Consider the following 20,601-nt stretch of genomic DNA (forward strand, 5'->3'; position numbering starts at 1 on the left):
ACGGTTTTGGTTCATGATCGATAGGGCGGGGATCGGTGAGGACGCGTTCGTCATGCCGGAGGTGTGGCGGCGGGATCTGCATCCGCGGCGGGATCGGGCGGGGGTGCCGGCGGCGCCTGTGCTCGATGCGGAGGCTGCCGGGCGCGTGCGGGCTCTTGTGGACGCCGTCCGGGACGACATCGAGGTGATTCTCGGGCTTCCGGGTACTGAGGCCGACATCGCGGAGGCGGCTCGGGCTCACCTGCGCGGGGAGGCCGATGCGCTGGGCGCCGCCGCCGTCGCCTATGTCGTGGCGCCGCTGCAGGAGATGTCGGAGTGGTCCGAGCCTGATCGCCTGTTCATCGACGCCCTGGTCGCCGAGCACGGTGTCGCGTTCGCGGCCCGCGCGTACACCGAGTGGGCCGGGATCTACGCCGACAACCCGGCGAATATCAACGCCACCGGCCTGCCGGTGCGGTTGGCCACTCCGGAGCGCCGTGCAGAACTGCGGGCGATGACGCTTCGCCGCCAGCGTCCCGACGAGAAGTACTGCGACTGGTGGTTGACGCGGGAGAGCGGCCGGGTGCTGCGCGCTCGGCTCGCGGCGGCCTCCGAGGAGGTCTACGCGGAGGCCGTCGAGCTGATCTCGGAGGTTCGACGGCACCCGTTGCAGAAGGTCGTCGCCGCCTATCTCGTCCCTACCCGTGATGACTGGGTCGAGGATCTGTGGGCGCGGCGCGGGGAGATCCCGTTCGACTACCTTCCGTTCTGGCTGCCGCTCTGCGCGCTCGGTCGGCCCCATCAGGCCGCCGCGCTCGGCCGGCCGCTCGGCTTCGACTGCCGGCGCGATGTCGTCGCGACGCTGGTCGACGGCGTCGGTGTCGATGCCGTCGTGCCGCTGGTGGTCGAGGCGCTGGACGGGCCCTACCAGTCCTCCACGAAGGAGGTCCGGTCCGTGCTGGACTTCCTGGTCGCGCTGCCTCGGGACGAGGCGTTCCAGGCGCTCGTCGACCGGGTCGGCCGCCCTGAGGTCGTCCCGGCTCTGCTGGCGGCCGCCAGGCGGTATCCCGTCCGGGCGATGCGGCTGCTGCCGGGGGAACAGAGGGCCGCTGAGCTGCTGTCGGCGCACGTCCGTGCCAATCCGGACATCGCCGCGCGGGTCTCGGGTGAGCTGCCCGCCGAGCAGGCGGCGGCGATTCAGGAGATCCTCGACGCGAACCGGCGTCTTCCGCAGGCGGTGGACGTTCCGCCTCTTCTCGCCGAGCCGCCGTGGACCCGTCCGCGCGCCACGGTCGAGTCCGTCGTCCTCAAGGATCTGCCCGCGCCCGGTCTCCGCGCGGTCGCCTGGGGGCCCGGTGAGCGCGAGGTCTGGGCGGCGCGGGAGTCCCATCTGTGGGATCTGCGGGCCGACGGCACGGACTTCGCCGCCAGGGCCGCCGAGGTCGCCTCGGGGCAGACCTTCTACGTGACCGAGCGTCCCACCCTGTTCCTCAGAGGGCCGGAGGACCTCGTGCGGCCGCTGGTGCCGCACTTCGAGCCCACCGACAGGGAGATGTGGGAGGTGCACGACTGGCTCGGGCCGCTCGTCGCGCGGCACGGGGCGGACGCCTGCGGCCCCGCGCTGACCGTCGCCCGCCGCGATCCGGGCGCGTTCGGGCAGTACGTGCTGCCGCTGCTGTCCGACGAGATCGCGCGGGCGATGGCCGACTGGCTCGTCCGGCTCAAGTCCGGGGGCAGGACGGCCCGCGCCTGGTTCCGCCGCCACGGGACCGCCGCCGCGCCCTGCCTGGTCCCGGACGCGCTGGGCCCGGCCGGCCCGGCCCGCCGTGCCGCCGAGGCGGCGCTGCGGCTCGTCGCCGACCGGCACGGCCCGGAGGCGATCGTCGCGGCGGCGCGTGTGCACGGGGAGAAGGCCGCCGCCGCGATCGAGGCGCTGCTGGCCGCCGATCCCCTGGACGACCTGCCGAAGAAGGTCCCCGCGGTCGACTGGGCGGATCCGCGCGCGCTTCCGCAGATTCTGCTGCGCGACCGTGCGCGGGCCCTGCCGGACGAGTCGGCGGGGCACGTGATGACGATGCTGGCGATGTCGAAGCCGGGCGACGCGTACGCGGGCGTCCGGGTCGTCCGCGAGCTGTGCGGTCCGGCGTCCCTCGCCGAGTTCGGCTGGGCGCTGTTCCGCTGGTGGGAGCTGTGCGGCGCGCCGTCCAAGGAGAGCTGGGCGTTCACGCAGCTGGCGCTGACCGGGGACGACGAGACGGTCCGCCGGCTCACCCCGGTCATCCGCGCCTGGCCGGCGGACGGCGGTCACGCCAAGGCCGTGACGGGCCTGGACGTGCTCGCGGCGATCGGCACCGACACCGCCCTCATGCACCTGCACTCGATCTCGCAGCGGGTCAAGTTCAAGGCCCTCAAGACGCGGGCGCAGGAGCGGATCCGGGAGCTCGCGGCCGAGCTCGGGCTCTCCGCCGAGCAGCTCGCGGACCGGCTCGTCCCCGACTTCGGGCTGGACGCGTCCGGCACGCTCACGCTCGACTACGGCCCGCGCCGGTTCGTCGTCGGGTTCGACGAGCTGCTCAGGCCGGTGATCGCCGACGAGGGCGGTGCGCGCCGCAAGTCCCTGCCCAAGCCGGGCGCCAAGGACGACCCGGAGCTCGCCCCGGCCGCCTCCAAGCGGTTCGCGGCCCTCAAGAAGGACGTCCGGACGGTCGCGACCGACCAGCTGACCCGCTTCGAGGCCGCCATGGTCGCGGGCCGCCGCTGGCCGGTGGCCGAGTTCCGCGAGTTCCTCGTCGGGCATCCCCTCGTCGGCCACCTGGTCCGGCGGCTGGTCTGGCTGGCCGAGGACGGCCCGGCGTTCCGCGTCGCCGAGGACGGCACGTTCGCCGACGCCGCCGACGACACCGTCGCCCTTCCCGAGACCGCCCGGGTCGGCATCGCGCACCCGGTCCACATGGGCGGTGACGTGAAGGCGTGGTCGGAGGTGTTCGCCGACTACGAGATCCTGCAGCCGTTCGAGCAGCTCGGGCGGCCCGTCCACGCGCTCACCGGCGAGGAGCGCCGGACCGGTCGGCTGATTCGCTTCGAGGGCCTGACCGCCCCGATCGGCGACCTGCTCGGGCTCGTCCGGCGCGGCTGGGAGCGCGGGGCGCCGATGGAGGCCGGCATCGAGTGGTGCATTTCCCGGCGCGTCTCCTCCGGCCTGCATCTGGTCGCCACCTACGACTACGGCATACCGGTGGGGATGCCCGGAGAGATGGGCGATCAGGTCCTGGCGGACGTCCGGTTCGCCGTGCATCCCGACCGTTACAGCGGCCGGCAGTCCGCCGCGGGCGTCCCGGACGGCCTCGACCCGGTGATCACCTCCGAGGCGCTCGCCGATCTGGCCCGGGTGACCGCCGGATCAGAGCAGGCCAACCCATGACCGAAGAGGACATGAGGTACAGCGCGGCGACCACTGTTCCGACCAGTGCCTGGACGAGCAGGAGCGGGCCGAGAGCGGCCGCCTGACCGGCCATCGCCATCAGCAGAGGAGCGCACCCGAGCGCGGCCAGGTCGACTCCGGCCAGCGCCCACAGGACCGGTCCCATGGGGACGACGCCGAAGGGCGTGGCGACCACCGGCATCGAATGGTCGACCGGGCGGCGCCGCGCCATCCGCAGCGCCCCGGCGGCGAGCGCCGGGGCGGCCGCGGGGCCGAACGGCCACCACGGCCCCGCGCCGAGCGCGCCGGCCAGGGACAGCCCGGTCAGCGCGAGGCCGAGCCAGGCACCGCCCGCCAGCGCGGGCACCAGTGCGCGGGCGGCGAGCACCGGCCCGGTCCCGGCGGCGGACAGCCGCAGCAGGCTCGGGTCGTGGGCGTCCCGCCGCGTCCCGGACGCGCAGCCCGCCGCGACGGCGAGCGCCCCGCCCACCACCGCGACCAGCACCGCGGGGGTGAGGCCGCCGCCGGCGCGGGCGGCCAGCGCGGGCAGCGCGGCGCTCGCGGCCACCAGCGCCGACCGGCCCGGACGCCGCGCCAAGCGGCGCCATTCGGGCCACGCGAGCGTCAGGGAGGTGCGCAGCGGACCGGGCAGCCGCCCCACGCCCGGCAGCGGACGCGACCGCAGGACCCTCCGGCGCCAGTGCGCGTCCTCCGCGATCCACGTCAGCGCACCGGGATCCAGCACGGTGGCGGCGGTCGCCACGTTCCCGGTCCGCGTCGAGGCGGCCAGGATGCTGTGCGCCGGGACGCGTCCGAGAGCGGCCCATGCCGCTCGCGACACCATGGCGGCCACACCCGCCGCCGCGACCGCCGCTGCCGTCCACGCCTCGGCGGAGGCTCCGGCGGCCACGACTCCCGGTGAGGATCGGCCGGCGCTGTGCAGGGCCGCGATCACGGCGAACAGCACCACGACGGCGATCGCGGCCAGCAGCCACCCGTCCCACGTCTGCGACGCCTGTGCCAGGACGGCCGCCGCCATCCCTCCGAAGGTCGCCGACATGCCGAGCACGGCCGCGGCCAGCAGCCGCACCACGAACTGGTCGCGGACACCGACCGCCGACAGCAGGCCCAGCGCCAGCACCAGCCCGCTCACCAGCGAGATCCCGAGCAGGACGGTGACCGTCCTGCGCAGCACGCGGCGGCGCGGCAGCGGCGAGAGCACCAGCCACGCCGCGGACGTGGCGACGGGGCCGAACGCGCGGGCGAGCACCAGGTATCCCGCGTAGGCGAGCGCCACCAGGGCGATGCCGGCCCCCATCCGGGACGGGGTGACCTGGTGCGGAAGGCCGGCCACCGCGCCGGTCAGCACCGGTCCCAGAAGCAGCACCGCCATGACCGCGCCGAGCATGGAGGTATACAGGCCCGACCAGCTCTTCAGCGCGCCCGCTCGCACGGTCACGCCGCGGCCTCCAGCGTCATCCGCCGCGCGCCCGTGGCTTCGGCGAGCGGCAGGTCGTGCGTCGCCATCACCACCGTGCCTCCGGCCGCCGCGTACTCGGTCACGCCCGCCGCGAGCCGTGTCCGGAAGGCGGGGTCGAGGCCGCGCTCCGGTTCGTCCAGCAGCAGCAACCGGCTGGGCCTGATGAAGGCCATGGCCAGCGACAACCGCTGCCGCTGCCCGGTGGACATCGCCAGCGGCGCCATGTCCGCCCGCCCGGCCAGCCCGAAGACCTCCAGCGCGGTGCCGGCCTCCATCCGCGCGCCGCCGTGCACCGCCGGCATCAGTTCAAGGTGCTCCCGGACGGTCAGTCCGGGATACCAGGCCGGTTCCTCGGCGACGCACACGACGTCGCGCCAAAACCACGCCGCGTCGGACGGCGTCCGATGGAAGACCTTGATGTCTCCCGATGTCCCGGGCTGGAGCCCCGCCAGGCAGCGCAGCAGGGTCGACTTCCCCGCGCCGTTCTCCCCGAGCACGGCGACGATGTCGCCCCGTCTCACCCGGAGGTCGACGCCGGTCAGCACCGGGCCGCCCCCGAGTGTGAGCCTCACGTCCCTGGCCTCGACCACTGTTTCCGGCGACATCCCCCAAGTTTCCAGCATCTTCCGGCCGATTCGTGCGGGTCGCGGCCCGCACGGGCCGGCGGTCAGGGGGCCGGGGCCGCGCAGGCGGTGAGGGTGTCGATCAGGGTGGCGCGGAGCAGCGGCACCTTGTAGGCGGTCTGCGGCAGAGGAGCGCAGCGGGCGGTCGCCAGATCCGCGGCGGCGGCCAGGGCCTCCTCGGTCGCGGGCTTTCCCACCAGCGCTTCGGCCACTTCTGGGAGGAGGAGGGGCGTGCGGGCCACTCCGCCCACCGCCACGGCGGCCGTGCTGACGGTGTCGCCGTCGAAGGTGAGGCGGGCGGCGGCCTCGACCAGCGGCCATTCCGCCATCTCACGAGCGGTGGCGCGGCGGTAGGCGCCTCGCTCGGACGGCGCGGGGGCGGGCAGGCGAACCGCTTGGAGGACCTCGGCGGCGTCCAGGCAGTGGTCGCGTGCCGGGTCGCTGCCGTCTCCGTACAGGTCGGTGACGCCCAGCGCGTCCCGGCCGTGCACCTCAACGGTGGCGCCGTACGTCAGGAGTGCCACGGCCAGCGAGGACGGGTGCGGCGCGATGCACGGGCCCTGGTCGATGACCGCCGAGTAGAGGTGGTCTCCCTCGCGGGCCGGGCAGCTGTCGCCTCCCGTCTGGTGGCACGTGAAGGCGGGGTTGCGCAGGTACCAGCAGCGGTTGCGCTGGAGGAGGTTCCCGCCGACGGTGGCGACGTTGCGGATCTGCGGGGTGGCGACGGCGGCGGCCGTGGCGGCGAGCGCCGGGTAGGCCGCGGTCAGGCGGTCGTCGGCGAGCAGGTCCGCGATGGCGGTGACCGCGCCGATGCGGGCGGAGCCGTCCGCCTGCCAGCCGATGCCGCGCAGGCCGGGGACGCCGAGCAGGTCGACCGGGGGCCGGGCCGGACGGGTCATGACGTCGGTGCCGCCGGCGCGCAGTTCGCCGCCGGTGTCGCGGACGGCTCTGGCGGCGTCCTCGATGGTGGTCACGCGCCGATCCCCTCCAGGAGCAGGTCGGGCCGGACGGGCAGGTCCAGCGGGCGCCAGCCGGTGGCGTGCCGGACGGCGTTGCCGATCGAGGCGGCGACGGCCACCGTGCAGATCTCGCCGAGGCCGACGCCGCGGCCGGGGACGTGGTCCCAGCCCTCGGTGTGGAAGTACACGTCGATCTCCGGAGTGTCGGCGATGCCGGGGATGCGGTAGTCCTCCAGGTTCGCGGTGAGGACGGTGCCGGTGCCCGGGTCGTCCCGGCGCTGCTCGAACAGCGCGTAGCCGATGCCCTGGACGACCCCGCCCTCGCACTGGTTGCGGGCCAGCCGGGGCGCGTAGATGTGCCCGGCGGACACCCCGCACCACACCCGGGTCGGCCGGACGCGGCCGAGCAGGGTGTCCACCTCGACCTCGGTCATGACGACGGCCCCGGTGAAGCCGCGTCCGATGGCGAAGTGGTCCAGGGGGAAGGGCGTGACGTAGCCGCGGCGGTCCCGGGGGCGCCTGCCGACGACCTGGAGCCCCTCGGCCTCATCGAGGGTGCGGCCGCCGAGGGCCTTGCGGAGCCGGCGCGCCGCGTCCTCGGCCGCCGGAGCGACCGACGGGGTCGTGCAACTGCTGGCGGACGTCGGCCCGTAGGCGTGGTCGCTGTTGCCGATCTCCACGCGCACCTGGCCGGGCCGCAACTCCAGCCCCGCCCGGACGACCTCGGCGATCACCGAGCGGCTGCCGGTACCGATGTCCTGGGCGGCGATGCGGGCGACCACGGCGCCCTGCTCGACCGCCAGCGACACCTTGGTGCCCGGGTCGACGAAGTACATGTAGTTCGCGGCGGCGACGCCCACGCCGCGGCGCATGCGGCCGTCGCCGGGATCGGTGCGATCGCGCCACATGGGCAGGTCGGCGGCCCGGTCGTAGAGCGCGTGGCGCTTGGCGTTGCCGTCCCAGCGGCGGCGCAGCGCGAGGGGGTCCTCGCCGCGGCGCAGCGCCATCTCGTCCACGCCCTGCTCCAGCGCCCACAGCATCGGCGGCAGGCCGGGGCCGCGGAAGGGGATGCCGGGGGCGCGGTTGGTGATGTGGTCGTAGTCGCGGATCCGGCGCGGCGCGTTGCCGTAGAAGAACCGCGAGTGCCAGGCCGCGTTGGACCCGATGGAGACGCCGGCGTCGCCGTGGGCGTCCATGGTGAAGGCCGCCAGCCCGCCGTCGGCGTCCGCGAGGAGTGCCAGTTCGACGCGCACCCCGGGGCGGCTGCCGCCGTCGACGAGCTCCTCCTCCCTGCTGAGGACGACCCGGACGGGCGTGCCGTGCAGCCGGGACAGCTCCACGGCCGCCACCACGTCGGCGGTGACGTTGACCTTGGAGCCGAACCCTCCGCCCACATGCTCGGCCGCGATGTGGACCTGCTCCGGGCCGAGCTTCCAGCGCTTGGCCGCCTGGGCCGCGACGCGGGTCACGGCCTGGGTGGACAGGTGGAGATGCAGTTCACCGTCGTCCCAGCGGGCCACACAGCCGTGCGGCTCCATGCAGGTGTGGGCCTGCGCGGACGTGGTGAAGGTGGCCTCCACCAGTGCCTGGCCGCCGCCGCTCCGGGCCTTCTCGATGCGCTTCACGGCCGTGCGTCCGCGCCAGCTCATCCCGGCGGGCCCGCGCACGTTGCCGTTCCACTTGGCGGACGCGAGCGGGCCCTCGTTGGCGCGCGGCGCCGCCTGCCACGACTCCTTGGTCGGGTAGACGACGGTCTCGTCGTCCGGCGACAGGACGGCGGGCAGCACCGTGTACTCCACCTCGACCCGCGCCGCGATCGCGAGCGCCTCGGCCCGGGTGGGCGCGGCGACCGCCGCCACCGGCTGGCCCGCGTACCGGACGACGCGGTCCGGCGGCAGCAGCTCGGCCAGCGGGCCCTCGCACCGGATCTCGCCCACCGTCGCGTGCGGGTGCGGCGACCGGACGATCACGCCTTCGAGCTGCCCGTCCAGGACGACGTCCGCCGTGTACCGCGCCGCGCCGGTGATCTTTTCGAGCGCCTCCACGCGCACCGGCGCCACCGCACCGCCGTCCGCCGCCCCGTCCGCCGAGCCGTCCTCGGGGTCGTCGTGCTCGCCCGCGCACGCCGCCGCGACCGCCGCGTAGATGCCGGCGTACGCTCCGCAGCGGCACAGGTGACCGGCCAGCGCCTCGGCGATCTGCTCGCGGGACGGCTCGGACGCGCCGTGCCCGGCCCGCCACCGGTCCATGAACGCCGCCGCCTCCACCACGAAGCCCGGCGTGCAGTAGCCGCACTGCAGCGCGTCGTGCGCGGCGAAGGCCCGCTGCACCGGATGGTCGCCGCCGAGCCCCTCCACGGTCGTGACGTCGCGGCCGGCCACCGTCCCGGCGGGCAGCAGGCAGCTCGCCGCCGTGCGGCCGTCGACCAGCACGGTGCAGGTGCCGCACACGCCCGTGCCGCAGGCGACCTTGGTCCCGGTCAGGCCCACCCGCTCCCGCAGCACCCCCGCCACGGTCTCCGCGGGCTCGACGCCGACGTCGACGGGCTTGCCGTTGAGGGTGAATTCCATACGCGCTCCATGCGCCGGGGGGTGATCAGCGCCATCGTGGCACAGCGGACCCCGTAATTCACTACTTACGCACGATCTGAGCCTCTATGATCCTTTAGAACGTTCTATCGGCCACGGCAGACGGGAAGCATCGGTGTCGCAGGAGCCAGTCGTGCCGCAGGGGATCGACCCGAGCACCCCGAACGTGGCCCGCATGTACGACTACGTGCTCGGCGGCAAGGACAACTACGCCGCCGACCGCGAACTCGCGGGCCACCTCATCGACTCCATCCCGGACGGCGTCGAGGCCCTCCGCGCGAACCGCCGCTTCCTCGGCCGCGCCATCGCCCACGTCGCCGCGCAGGGCATCGACCAGTTCATCGACCTCGGCGCCGGACTGCCCAACCAGGGCAACGTCCACGAGATCGCGCAGAGCGTCCACCCGAAGGCCCATGTCGTCTACGTGGACATCGACCCGATCGTCATCGTGCACGCCCGCGCCCTGCTGGCCGCCGACGACCGCACCGCCGCGATCCAGGCCGACATGCGCAACCCCGAGACCGTCCTCGCCTCCGACGCGGTGGCGCGCCTGATCGACTTCGACCGCCCGGTCGGCGTCATCTTCAACGCCATGCTGCACTTCGTCACCGACGCCGAGGACCCGGCGGGCATCGTCGGCGCCTTCACCGACCGGATGGCGCCCGGCAGCCACCTGGTCATCTCGCACAGCACCCTGGACGACCGCCCGGCCGACCTCGTCCGCATCATCGAGTCCGCCTACGAGAACGCCTCGGCGACCATGAACTTCCGCGGCCACGACGCGATCCTGCGCCTGTTCAACGGCCTCCCCCTCGTCGAGCCGGGCCTGGTCAAGGTGAACCGCTGGTACGCCGACGCCGAAGAGGCCGCCGCGAGCGGCGGCGCCTGGGTCTACGGCGGCATAGCCGTCAAGTGACCCGCCGCCTCCGGCTTCGTCAGCGGAGGGAAGCCGGCGGCGAGGGTCCGCGCGTAGACGGGCAGTGCCGCCGGCACCAGTTCCTCCAGCGCGATGAGGTCGGGCTTCGCGGCGGCCAGCGCGCGGGCGGTGCCCGCCGGGTCGGTGTTCTCGTCGCTGACGTTGTGCTGGCCGGCGCAGCAGCGCGGCGCCGGCCAGGACGACGATCACGAGGCCGAGCCAGGGCAGGAACGCCTCCAGCAGGCTGCCCATCCGGCCGGGCACCAGCCGGTGCAGGGCCAGCAGGCCGGCGGTCGCCACCGCCAGTGCGGCGGGCACGCGGCCCCGCGTCCAGGCCGAGCGGCGCCGGGCCGGTGCCGCCGGCGCGGCATCCTGTTTCACCGCCATGGCTCTTCTGCCCTCGTCCCTCTGTGGGACGGGTCGCCGGACGGAACGGTTCGGGGGGACGCCGACGCCCCCGCGGGGGGGCCGCGGCAGGGGCGGATCGGGCCGTTGCAGGGGCTGTGACCTGGGGTTGTCTTGACTAAAACTCCATAGTTATGCACACTTCCCCATATGTTCGGTCAATCTTCCACAAAGTCAGTCAGTGGCCGTGCTCGCGCCTGAGCGGCACCGGCGGATCCGGAAGGCGCTGCGCGACCGGTCCGTGGTGCGGACCGAGGAGTTCGCGGCGATGCTCGGCGTGTCCGCCGAGACGGTGCGCCGCGACCTGGTCGCGCTGGAGCGGCGCGGGTCGCTGGTGCGGGTGCACGGCGGCGCGACCAGCGTCGTCGGCGGGTCGGGCGAGGAGGCGCCGTTCGCCGAGCGCTCCGGCGCCGACCGGGAGGCCAAGGCGGCCATCGGGCGCGCGGCGGCCGGGCTGGTGCGGCCGGGGCAGACCCTGATCATCGATGTGGGCACCACCGCGCTGGAGGCGGCGCGGGCGCTGCCGCAGGACCACCACGGCGTGGTCGCGACGTGCTCGCTGCTGGCGGCCGCGGAGCTGGCCGGCCGGCCGCGGGTCGAGGTGCTGGTGGCGGGCGGGCGGCTGCGGGCCGGCGACCTGGCCTGCGCGGGCGCCGACACCGCGAGGTTCTTCGCCGACCTGAACGCGGACGTGGCGTTCCTCGGGTCCGGCGGGGTGGACGTCGCGGCGGGCCTGACCGACTACCACCTGGACGAGGTCGCCACCCGCCGCGTGATGATCGCGAACACGGTGCGCTCGTACGTGCTCGCCGACTCGCGCAAGCTCGGCCGCGTCGCCGCGCACCGGGTGTGCGGCCTGGACGACTTCGATGGACTGATCACCGACGAGATGCCGTCCCCGGCACTGCGCGAGGCCCTGGAGGACTCCGGCGGCCTCATCGTGGCGACCGGGTGAGTCCATGGTGGCCGGGCGGCGCTGCCACGTCGCCCGGCCCGATCGCCAATCCCCTCATGAATGTACAAGGAGACGATCAATGACCGATTCTTCCACGCCGTCCCGCGGCGCGGCGGCGGGCCCGCCCGCGTCCGGTGACGGGCTCTCGGAATTCGGTTACGCGCAGGAGGTCAAGCGCGAGCTCGGCTGGTACGCCTCGTTCGCGGTGGCGTTCGGGTTCGTGTCGATCGCGACCGGGATCTTCACCGCCTACGGGTCGGTGCTGCAGAGCTCCGGCCCGCTCGGCATCTGGACCTGGCCGATCGTGGTGGTGGGCCAGCTGAGCGTGGCGCTGATCTTCGGCGCGCTCGCCGCCCGGATCCCGGTCAGCGGCTACGCCTACCAGTGGACGTCCCGGCTGGCCAACCCGGTGCTCGGCTGGATCATGGGCTGGATCTCGTTCATGTTCCTCGGCGTCGTGGTCGTCGCCGTCGACTACACGATCGCCGCGACGATCCTGCCGGTGCTGTTCCAGTACGAGGGCACCAGCCAGAACGCGTGGGTCATCACCGCCGTGGTGGTGCTCCTGCAGGCGATCCTGGTCGCCCTGTCGACCCGCGCGACGCAGCGGGTCAACACCGTCGCGGTCACCATCCAGCTGATCGGCATGGTGTCGCTGACCGTGCTGCTGTTCGCGGTCGGCGCGTTCACCGGCGACCTGGACTTCGGCACCCTGTTCAGCAAGGGCGACGTCCCGAGCGACGGCTACTTCTCGCTCGGCGGGGCGACCTCGGTCGGGCCGTGGGCGCTCGGCTTCCTGCTCGGCGCGTTCACCATCGTCGGCTTCGAGTCGGCGGCGAACCTGGCGGAGGAGACCAAGGACCCGGCGCGCGTGGTGCCGAAGGCGATGGCGCAGGCCGTGATCGGCCTCGGCGTGCTCGGCATGCTGTTCCTGGTCGCGGTGACCGCGCTGGCGGAGAACCCGTCCGCGCTGGCGCAGTCCGACACCCCGGTCGCGGACGTCATCACCCGGGTGCTCGGCTCCTACGTCGGCAAGGGCCTGCTCGTCCTCGTCGTGGTCTCGATCTTCTCCTGCGGGCTCGTGATCTCGCTGAGCGGGGCCCGGCTGGTCTGGGCGATGTCGCGGGACAAGCGGTTCCCCGGCTGGCAGCTGCTGCGCCGCATCAACCCGGCGACCGGCACCCCGATGAACGCGGCCGTGTTCATGTTCGTGGTCGCGCAGATCCTGCTGGCGCTGTTCGCCCGCTCCACCCAGGCGCTGTTCTCGCTGTTCTCGGCGGCGACGCTGCTGCCCGCGATCATCTACGCGGCGACCGTGGCGCTGTACCTGGCCAAGCGGCGGAACCTGCCGCCGTCCAAGGGCTTCGACCTCGGCCGCTGGGAGATCCCGGTGCTGGTGGTGGCGGTCTGCTGGCTGGCCTACGAGCTGCTGATCTTCCGTGACTCGTCCTTCGCCGAGCCTTGGCGCTACGTCGCGGTGATGTCGGCGATCGGTGCGGTCTACTTGGCGTACCTGCTGATCCGGCACGGCACCAAGGGGCTCACCATGCCCGACATGCACGACATCGACAAGGTCCTGGACGAGGACGCCCCCGAGCAGCCGACGCAGGCTCCCGGAGGCCGTCCGTGACCACCGTGCTGGCCATCGACCAGGGCACGTCAGGCACCAAGGCCATGGTCGTGGACGGCTCCGACCGCGTCCTGAGCGTGGTGGAACTGCCGGTGCGACCCCGCTACCTGTCGGGTGGCGGGGTCGAGCAGGACTCCCGGGAGCTCCTCGACTCGGTGCTGGAGTCCGGGCGGCGCGCCGTCGCCGAGGCGGGGGCCGGGGTCGACCGCGTGACCCTGGCCAACCAGGGCGAGACCGTCCTGGCCTGGGACCCCGCCACCGGCGAACCGCTCACGCCCGCGATCGTGTGGCAGGACCGCAGGTCCGCGGACATCTGCGCCGAGCGCGCGGAGTTCGCGGACCTGGTGGCCCGGCGCACCGGCCTGGTGCTCGACCCGTACTTCTCGGCGCCGAAGATGCGCTGGATCCGGGACCGGCTCACCCGCGACGGCGTCGTCACCACGTCCGACACCTGGCTGCTGCACCGGCTCACCGGCGAGTTCGTCACGGACGTGTCGACGGCGTCCCGGTCGCTGGTCACCGATCTGGACACGGCCGCCTGGAGCCCCGAGCTGCTGGCGGTGTTCGGGCTGGAGGACGAGCCGCTGCCGCACATCGCGGCCTGCGACGAGACCGTCGGCGAGACGACCGCGTTCGGCCGCCGGGCCGCGGTGGGCGGCCTGGTCGTCGACCAGCAGGCCGCGCTGCTGGCCCAGCGGTGCCTGGAACCGGGCGAGGCCAAGTGCACGTTCGGCACCGGCGCGTTCCTGCTGGCCAACATGGGCACGGCGCCCGCCCGGTCCGGCTCGGGGCTGGCCGCGTCGGTGGCGTGGCGGGTGCGCGGCGAGACGTCCTACTGCCTGGACGGCCAGGTCCCGACCGCCGCCTCGGCGGTGCGCTGGCTGGCCGACCTCGGCCTGGTGGGCGGCGCGCCCGACCTCGACCGGGTCGCCGCGCCGGACGCCGACGGCGTGCTGTGCGTGCCGGCGCTGGCCGGGCTGTCGGCGCCGTGGTGGGAGCCGGAGGCGACCGCGTCGTTCACCGGCATGACGCTGTCCAGCACGGCCGGGCACCTGGTCAAGGCGGTGCTCGACGGCATCGCCGCGCAGGTCGCCGAGCTGGCGGACTGCACGGCCCGCGACACCGGCGCCGCCCTGCCGCGGCTGCGCGTCGACGGCGGCCTCACCCGCAGCCGCGTCCTGATGCAGGCGGTCGCCGACCTGCTGCAGACGCCGGTCGAGGTGTTCCCGTCCGAGCACGCGACCGCGCTCGGGGCGGTGGCGTTCGCGCGCAGCGCCGCCGACCCGGCGCTGCCGCTGGCCGACGCGATCGTCGGCTGGACGCCGGACACCTCCTACACCCCGCGGATGGGCGCCGACCAGGCCGCCGAGTTCCGCGCGCGGTGGCGGGACGCCGTCGAGAGCACCGCGATCGGAAGGGAGAAGAAGTGAGCACACCGCAGACCGCTCCGCCGGACCGGCGGGTCGCGGACGTCGCGGTGATCGGGGCGGGCGTCGTCGGCTCGGCGATCGCCCGCGCCCTGGCGGGGCACCGGCTCGACGTCGTCCTGCTGGACGCCCGCCGCGACGTCGGCGACGGCACCAGCAAGGCGAACACGGCGATCCTGCACACCGGATTCGACGCCTCCCCCGGCACCCTGGAGGCGCGGCTGGTCGCCGAGGGGTACCGGCTGCTCAAGGACTACGCCGACCGCACCGGCATCCCCTACGAGCCGACCGGCGCGCTGCTGGTCGCCTGGGACGACGAGCAGCTCGCCGCGCTCCCCGGCCTGAAGGCCAAGGCGGAGAAGAACGGCTACGGCGAGAGCGAGATCGTCGGCCCGGACGAGGTGTACCGGCAGGTCCCCTCGCTGGGCCCCGGCGCCCTCGGCGGGCTGACGGTGCCGGGCGAGTCCATCATCTGCACCTGGACGACCACGCTCGCGCTGGCGACCGACGCGGTCCGGCGCGGCGTGCGGCTGCTGCGGTCGCACCGCGTCGAGTCCGTCACCGCGGGCCCGGACGCGACCGTCCTGCACACCAGCGGCGGCGACGTCCGCGCGCGGTGGGTCGTCAACGCGGCCGGGCTCGGCAGCGACGTGATCGACGCGCAGTTCGGGCACGACCGGTTCCACCTGCATCCGCGGCGCGGCGAGCTGCTCGTCTACGACAAGCAGGCCCGGCCGCTGGTGGACCGGATCGTGCTGCCGGTGCCGTCCAAGCTCGGCAAGGGCGTGCTGATCAGCCCGACGATCTACGGCAACGTCATGCTCGGCCCGACCGCCGAGGACATGACCGACCGCGCCGACACCTCGACCACCGAGGACGGCTACGCGTTCCTGCTGGAGCGCGGGGAGCGCATCATGCCGCGGCTGCTGAAGGAGGAGGTCACCGCGACCTACGCGGGGCTGCGCGCGGCCAGCGACGTCTCCGACTACACCATCGGCGTGGACGCCGGACAGCGCTACGCCGTCGCCGGGGGCATCCGCTCCACCGGCCTGACGTCCAGCATGGCGGTCGCCCGGCACCTGCTGGACCTGCTGGGCAAAGCGGGCCTGGAGCTGGACGAGCGCACCGATCTGCCCGATCCCCCGCGCATGCCCAACATCGGCGAGGCGTTCCCGCGCCCGTACGCGGACGCCGGCCGCATCGCCGCCGACCCGGAGTACGGCTCGATCGTGTGCTTCTGCGAACGGGTCACCCGCGGCGAGATCCGCGACGCGCTCGCGAGCACGGTCCCGCCGTGCGACATGGACGGGCTGCGCCGCCGCACCCGCGCGATGAACGGACGCTGCCAGGGCTTCTACTGCGGCGCGAACGTCACCGGGATGCTGGACGACGCGCTGCGGGGCTCAGCCGGGGGAACCGACGAGGAAGGCGAACGATGAGCACGACGCGCACCCGGCTGACGCCCGCGGTGGCCATCGTCGGCGGGGGCCCGGCCGGGCTGCGCGCCGCACGGGAACTCGCGGGGGCGGTTCCCGGGCGGCCGCTCGTCCTGGAGCGGGAGCAGCACGCCGGGGGCATCCCGCGGCACTGCGCCCACACCGGTTTCGGCGTCCGCGACCTGCACCGCGTCCTGACCGGGCCGGACTACGCGCGCCGCATGGCCGAGAGCGCGGCGCGGGCGGGCGCGGAGATCCGCACCGGCGCGATGGTGACCGGCTGGTCCCCGGACGGGGCGCTGGAGGTCACCGCGCCGGACGGCCTGTACGAGGTCCGCGCCGGGGCGGTGGTGCTGGCGACGGGCGCCCGGGAGCGTCCGCGCACGGCGCGGCTGGTGCCCGGTGACCGCCCGGACGGCGTCTACACCACCGGCCACCTGCAGAACCTCGTCCACCTGCGGCACCGCAGGCCGGGCCGCCGCGCGGTCGTCGTCGGCAGCGAGCTGGTGAGCTGGTCGGCGGTGCTGACGCTGCGCGAGGCGGGCTGCCGGACCGTGCTCATGACCTCGGAGCGTCCGCGCGGCGAGGCGTACGCGGCGCTCCCGGTCGCGGGCCGGCTCGGGCTGCGGGTGCCGCTGCGCACCGGCACCCGCGTCACCCGGGTCATCGGCAAGCACCGCGTCGAGGCCGTGCAGATCGAGGACACGCGCACCGGCCGGCGCCACATCGTGCCCTGCGACACGGTCGTGTTCACCGGGGACTGGATCCCCGACAACGAACTCGTCCGCTCCGGCGGCCTCGACCTGGACCCCGGCACGCTCGGCCCGGCCGTCGACGGCGCCCTGCGCACGAGCCGCCCGGAGGTCTTCGCGGCGGGCAACATGCTGCATCCCGTGGACACCGCGGACATCGCGGCCCTCGACGGCGCGCACGTCGCCCGGAGCGTCCTCGACCATCTGGCCGGGGGGAAGAGCCCCGGCGGCGCGGTCCGGATCGTCGCGGAGGAGCCGCTGCGCTGGATCTCCCCGTCGGCGTACCGGCCGGGCGGGCGCGGCCCCGCCCGCGGGCGGCTGCTGGCCTGGGTGGACGAGTACGTGCCCTTCCCCCGGGTGACCGTCACGCAGAACGGACGGACCGTCGCCGAACGCCGCCTGCCGTGGCCGGCGGCGCCCGGCCGCGTGTTCCGCATCCCCAGCGGCATGCTGGACGCGGTCACCGCCGACGACGGCGACGTGCGCGTCTCGCTCCGCCGATGACCGCCGGGACCGGCGGTCAGCGCGCGACGGTCAGGCGGTAGCGCTCGTCCGCGCCGAGGAGGTTGCGGTGCGTGTCCTCCGCGGTGATGATGCCGCCGTCCAGGACGAGGACGCGGTCGGCGGCGTCCAGCAGGGCCGGGCTGCTGGTGATCACGAGGGTGGTCCGGCCCCGCCGCAGCCCGGCGATGCCGCGCGCGATGAGCTGCTCGGTGACCGCGTCCACGGCGGTGGTCGGGTCGTGCAGGACGAGGACGGCGGCGTCGGCGGCCAGCGCGCGGGCCAGCGACAGCCGCTGGCGCTGCCCGCCGGACAGGTTCGCGCCGCGGTCGCGGACGGCGTGGTCGAGCCCCTCGCGGTGGAGCGCGACGACGTCGGTCAGCATGGACGCCTCGACGGCCGCCTCGACGGCGGCCTCGACCGTCCGGCCGGTGCCCGACGGGTCGATGTTCGTGCGGAGGGTGCCCGCGAAGATCTCCCCGTTGGACGGGTTCACCAGCATGTGCTCGCGCAGCGCGTCGATCGACAGGTCCGCCGCCTCCCGGCCGCCGACCCGCACCACGCCCTCGTACGCAGCGGGCGGGACGTCGCCGGAGAGCAGCGCCATGAGGTCGGCGGCCGCACGCTGCTGGTAGGCGGCGATCGCGACGAACTCGCCGGCGTCCACCTGGAACTTCACCTCGCGCAGCGCCCCGTACTGGACGGAGTCGACCTCCAGGCCGCCGTCCTCGGCCGGACGTTCCGTGCCCGGGGTCATCACCGGCGGCGCGGCCAGTACCAGGGCCATCCGGTCGGCGGACGCACGCGCGACCATGACGTACTTCGGCATCTCCGAGAACAGCTTGAGCGGTTCCATGATGAACTGCGCCAGCCCCACGGCCATGACGAGCTCACCGGTGCTGATCCGGCCGTCGAACGCGAGCCGTCCGGCCAGCAGAGTGACGGCGGTGGCGAGGAGCGCGTTGAGGGCGAGGGCCGCGCCCGCGTACGCGCCGTTCGCCTTGGCGACGGTGACCGCCTGGTCGCGCGCCTCCGTGCTGACCTCGCGGTAGGAGCGGAAAGCGGCGTGGTTGCCGCCGAAGCCGTGCAGCGGGCGCAGGCCCGCGATGAGGTCGGCGACCTTCGCGCCCGCGCGCGCCACCCGTGCCTGCTGCTCGCGGGTACTGGCGCCGATCCGCCTGGACAGCACGCTCAGCACCGACAGGACCGCGACGGTCCCGACGATCACCAGCACGCCGAGCCCGATGCTGGCCATGCCCAGCGCGACCGCCGCGATCAGCACCGCGACCAGCGAGCTGATCAGCAGCGGCACCACCTCGATGATGTCGGCGGTCTGGTCGGCGTCCTCGGTGGCGATGGTCAGCACCTCGCCGGACTTCAGGCCCGTGTCCCGGGGCACCGGCTGCAGCCCGCAGGCCGCGACCCGCACCCGCCAGCGGTGCGCCTCGGTCGTGTTGGCCTTCTGCAGGATGCGCATCCCGAACCGCCACGAGAACGACACGGTCGTGATGATCACGGCGAGCGCGGCGACGGACAGGCCGAGCGCGCCGAGGCTCCGGTCCCGCATCGTGTGCTCGACGATCAGGCCGAGCGCGATGGGGAACGCGGTCTCGCCCGCCTGGTACAGGCCCATCAGTACGGTGCCCGAGGCCATGGCGCCGGCGTTGCGGCGCAGCGCGGTCCGCAGGATCTCGGGCCCCGTGCGTGGTCCCGGAGTGTCGGGGGTCGTCATCGCCGGCTCAGCCACCCGCCCGCCAGGCCCGCCACAGCCGCGCGTACCGGCCGCCGAGCGCCACCAGTTCGTCGTGCGCGCCCTGCTCGACCACGCGCCCGGCGTCCAGGACGGCGATCCGGTCGGCCGCCATCGCCTGGGTCAGCCGGTGCGCGACGAACAGCGTCGTGCGCCCCCGGCACGCGGCCAGGACGGCCCGCTCCAGTTCGGCGGCGCCCTGGCTGCCGGCCTCGGCGGTCGACTCGTCCAGCACCACCACCGGCGACCGGGTCAGCACCAGCCGGGCCAGCGCGAGCTGGGTGCTCCTGGTGGCGTCGAGGCGCTCGCCGCCCTCGCCGACCCGGGTCCGCGGCCCGTCGGGCAGCGCGTCGACCCAGCCGTCCGCGCCGACCGTGCGCAGGGCGTCCCGCAGGTCGGCGTCGGTCGCCTCCGGCGCGGCCAGCCGCAGGTCGTCGGCGAGCGGGCCGGAGAACACGTGCGTCTCCTGCGTGAGGATGCTCACCAGGGCCCGCGCCCCGGCCTCGTCCAGCCCGGCGAGGTCGACCGGGCCGATGCGCACCGAACCGGACTGCGGCGTGCCGATGCCGGCGATGAGCGCGGCCAGCGTCGACTTGCCCGCTCCGGTCGCGCCCACCAGCGCGAGGGAGCCGCCCGCCGGGATCGTCAGGTCGACGTCCCGCAGGACCGGCTCCTCGGTGTCGGGATAGCGGAACGTCAGCCCCTCGACGGTGACCGGGTGGGCCGCGGCGTCCGGCGGGACGGGGGTGCCGCCCACCAGCCGCTCCTCCGCGGGCTCCCCCAGCACCCCGACCAGCCGGGTCAGGCTCGCGCCCGACTTCTGCGCCTCGTCGAAGGTGAACAGGATGGAGCCCAGCGGGTTGAACAGGCGGTGGAACAGCAGCGGCGCCGCCGACACGTCGCCCAGGCTCGCGGCGTCGGCCTCCAGCAGCGCGTACCCCACCACGATGATCAGGACGAGCCCGATGAACTCGGCGCGGTTCTCCCGTCCGACGAACCGGCCGAAGAGGCGGAACACGTCGATGCCGAGATCGCGCACCCGCCACGACTCGCGGGTCACGTTCGCGCGGAAGGCGTCCTCCAGCCGGTACGCCCGGACGGTGCCGATGCCGTCCAGGCCGCTGATCAGCTCCTGCGCCCGGTCGGCCTGGGCCGCCCGCTGCCGCCGGTACATCGGCGCCGACCTCGGCAGGTACCAGCGCAGCGCCAGCGCGTACGCGGGCAGCGCGCCGGCGCCCGCGAGGCCGAGCCGCCAGTCGAGGCCGAACATGCCGGCGGTGGCGATGGCGACCAGCACCCCCGCCGAGAACACCGTGGGGACGGCCGTCCGGATGCCCTTGGACAGGACGGCGACGTCATCGCCGACCCGGGAGAGCACGTCCCCTCGGCCGACCTGCTCGATCCGGGCGCTCGGCATGCCGAGCACGGCCTTGACCGCGCCCTCGCGCAGCCGGGCGAGCAGGTCCGCGCCGAGCCGCCCGATCAGGTACTCCGACGCCGCGGTGGCCGCCGCGCCGAGCGGCGCGGCGGCCACCATGAGGGCGCCGACCGTGATCAGGATGGCCGGTGATCCGCCGCCGGCCACCCCGTCGACCACCCGGCCGAGCAGCAGGACCGGCAGCACCTGGAGCGCCGCCCCGGCCACCGTGGCGAGCACGGCGGCCGTGGTCGGCCAGGGCGTCGCGCGGCAGTACGCCGCGACCCAGCGGGCGGCCTCGCGCCCGGTCGCCGTGCGCAGGGCGGCCGGGGCGGGGCGCGTATCGGTGGTGCTCATCGGTG

13 protein-coding genes are annotated in these 20,601 nt (G+C 74.6%); 7 read left to right on the forward strand and 6 right to left on the reverse strand.

What is annotated here, in order from left to right; translation table 11 throughout:
- Positions 1 to 13 precede the first annotated feature (13 nt).
- Positions 14 to 3,400, forward strand: coding sequence for a DUF4132 domain-containing protein (locus ABZ806_RS09845; protein ID WP_500216477.1), 3,387 nt, complete (start codon positions 14 to 16; stop codon positions 3,398 to 3,400).
- Here the strand turns inward: ABZ806_RS09845 and ABZ806_RS09850 are convergent.
- From ABZ806_RS09850 to ABZ806_RS09865, 4 genes are all read right to left on the reverse strand, one after another.
- Positions 3,336 to 4,859, reverse strand: a complete 1,524-nt coding sequence (locus ABZ806_RS09850) for a DUF6297 family protein (RefSeq protein WP_500216478.1) — start codon at positions 4,857 to 4,859, stop codon at positions 3,336 to 3,338. The genes ABZ806_RS09845 and ABZ806_RS09850 overlap by 65 nt on opposite strands.
- Positions 4,856 to 5,485 carry an ABC transporter ATP-binding protein gene (locus tag ABZ806_RS09855; protein ID WP_500216479.1) on the reverse strand — a complete coding sequence of 210 codons (630 nt, stop codon included), beginning with the start codon at positions 5,483 to 5,485 and terminating at the stop codon, positions 4,856 to 4,858. The genes ABZ806_RS09850 and ABZ806_RS09855 overlap by 4 nt, the downstream gene beginning before the upstream one ends.
- A 62-nt stretch (positions 5,486 to 5,547) precedes the next feature.
- Complete coding sequence (locus ABZ806_RS09860; RefSeq protein WP_500216480.1) at positions 5,548 to 6,477, reverse strand: FAD binding domain-containing protein; 930 nt, start codon at positions 6,475 to 6,477, stop codon at positions 5,548 to 5,550.
- Positions 6,474 to 9,032: a molybdopterin-dependent oxidoreductase gene (locus tag ABZ806_RS09865; protein WP_500216481.1), complete on the reverse strand. Its 2,559-nt coding sequence runs from the start codon at positions 9,030 to 9,032 to the stop codon at positions 6,474 to 6,476. Before ABZ806_RS09865 ends, ABZ806_RS09860 begins: the two co-directional genes overlap by 4 nt.
- Positions 9,033 to 9,183: 151 nt before the next feature.
- Between ABZ806_RS09865 and ABZ806_RS09870 the strand changes: the two genes are divergently transcribed.
- The 6 genes from ABZ806_RS09870 (at position 9,184) to ABZ806_RS09895 (ending at position 17,075) form a co-directional block, all read left to right on the forward strand.
- On the forward strand, positions 9,184 to 9,966 hold the full coding sequence (locus ABZ806_RS09870; RefSeq protein ID WP_500216482.1) for an SAM-dependent methyltransferase: 783 nt from the start codon (positions 9,184 to 9,186) through the stop codon (positions 9,964 to 9,966).
- A 586-nt stretch (positions 9,967 to 10,552) separates the two neighbouring features.
- Positions 10,553 to 11,326: a DeoR/GlpR family DNA-binding transcription regulator gene (locus ABZ806_RS09875; protein ID WP_500216483.1), complete on the forward strand. Its 774-nt coding sequence runs from the start codon at positions 10,553 to 10,555 to the stop codon at positions 11,324 to 11,326.
- Between the two features lie 79 nt (positions 11,327 to 11,405).
- Positions 11,406 to 12,956, forward strand: a complete 1,551-nt coding sequence (locus ABZ806_RS09880) for an amino acid permease (RefSeq protein ID WP_500216484.1) — start codon at positions 11,406 to 11,408, stop codon at positions 12,954 to 12,956.
- A complete protein-coding gene (locus ABZ806_RS09885; RefSeq protein ID WP_500216485.1) occupies positions 12,953 to 14,386 on the forward strand; it encodes an FGGY family carbohydrate kinase in 1,434 nt (477 codons plus the stop codon). The genes ABZ806_RS09880 and ABZ806_RS09885 overlap by 4 nt, the downstream gene beginning before the upstream one ends.
- A complete protein-coding gene (locus tag ABZ806_RS09890) occupies positions 14,383 to 15,822 on the forward strand; it encodes an NAD(P)/FAD-dependent oxidoreductase (RefSeq protein ID WP_500216486.1) in 1,440 nt (479 codons plus the stop codon). The genes ABZ806_RS09885 and ABZ806_RS09890 overlap by 4 nt, the downstream gene beginning before the upstream one ends.
- Entirely contained in the window at positions 15,819 to 17,075 is a 1,257-nt protein-coding gene (locus ABZ806_RS09895) for an NAD(P)/FAD-dependent oxidoreductase (protein ID WP_500216487.1), read from the forward strand. The genes ABZ806_RS09890 and ABZ806_RS09895 overlap by 4 nt, the downstream gene beginning before the upstream one ends.
- A gap of 16 nt (positions 17,076 to 17,091) precedes the next feature.
- On the opposite strand, the gene ABZ806_RS09900 is transcribed toward ABZ806_RS09895, so the two are convergent.
- Together ABZ806_RS09900 and ABZ806_RS09905 are read right to left on the reverse strand one after the other, a co-directional pair.
- On the reverse strand, positions 17,092 to 18,804 hold the full coding sequence (locus ABZ806_RS09900) for an ABC transporter transmembrane domain-containing protein (protein ID WP_500216488.1): 1,713 nt from the start codon (positions 18,802 to 18,804) through the stop codon (positions 17,092 to 17,094).
- Between the two features lie 7 nt (positions 18,805 to 18,811).
- Complete coding sequence (locus tag ABZ806_RS09905; RefSeq protein WP_500216489.1) at positions 18,812 to 20,596, reverse strand: ABC transporter ATP-binding protein; 1,785 nt, start codon at positions 20,594 to 20,596, stop codon at positions 18,812 to 18,814.
- Positions 20,597 to 20,601 lie beyond the last annotated feature (5 nt).

Origin of the sequence: Spirillospora sp. NPDC047418 (assembly GCF_040643275.1) — a bacterium.
Classification (GTDB): Bacteria; Actinomycetota; Actinomycetes; order Streptosporangiales; family Streptosporangiaceae; genus Spirillospora.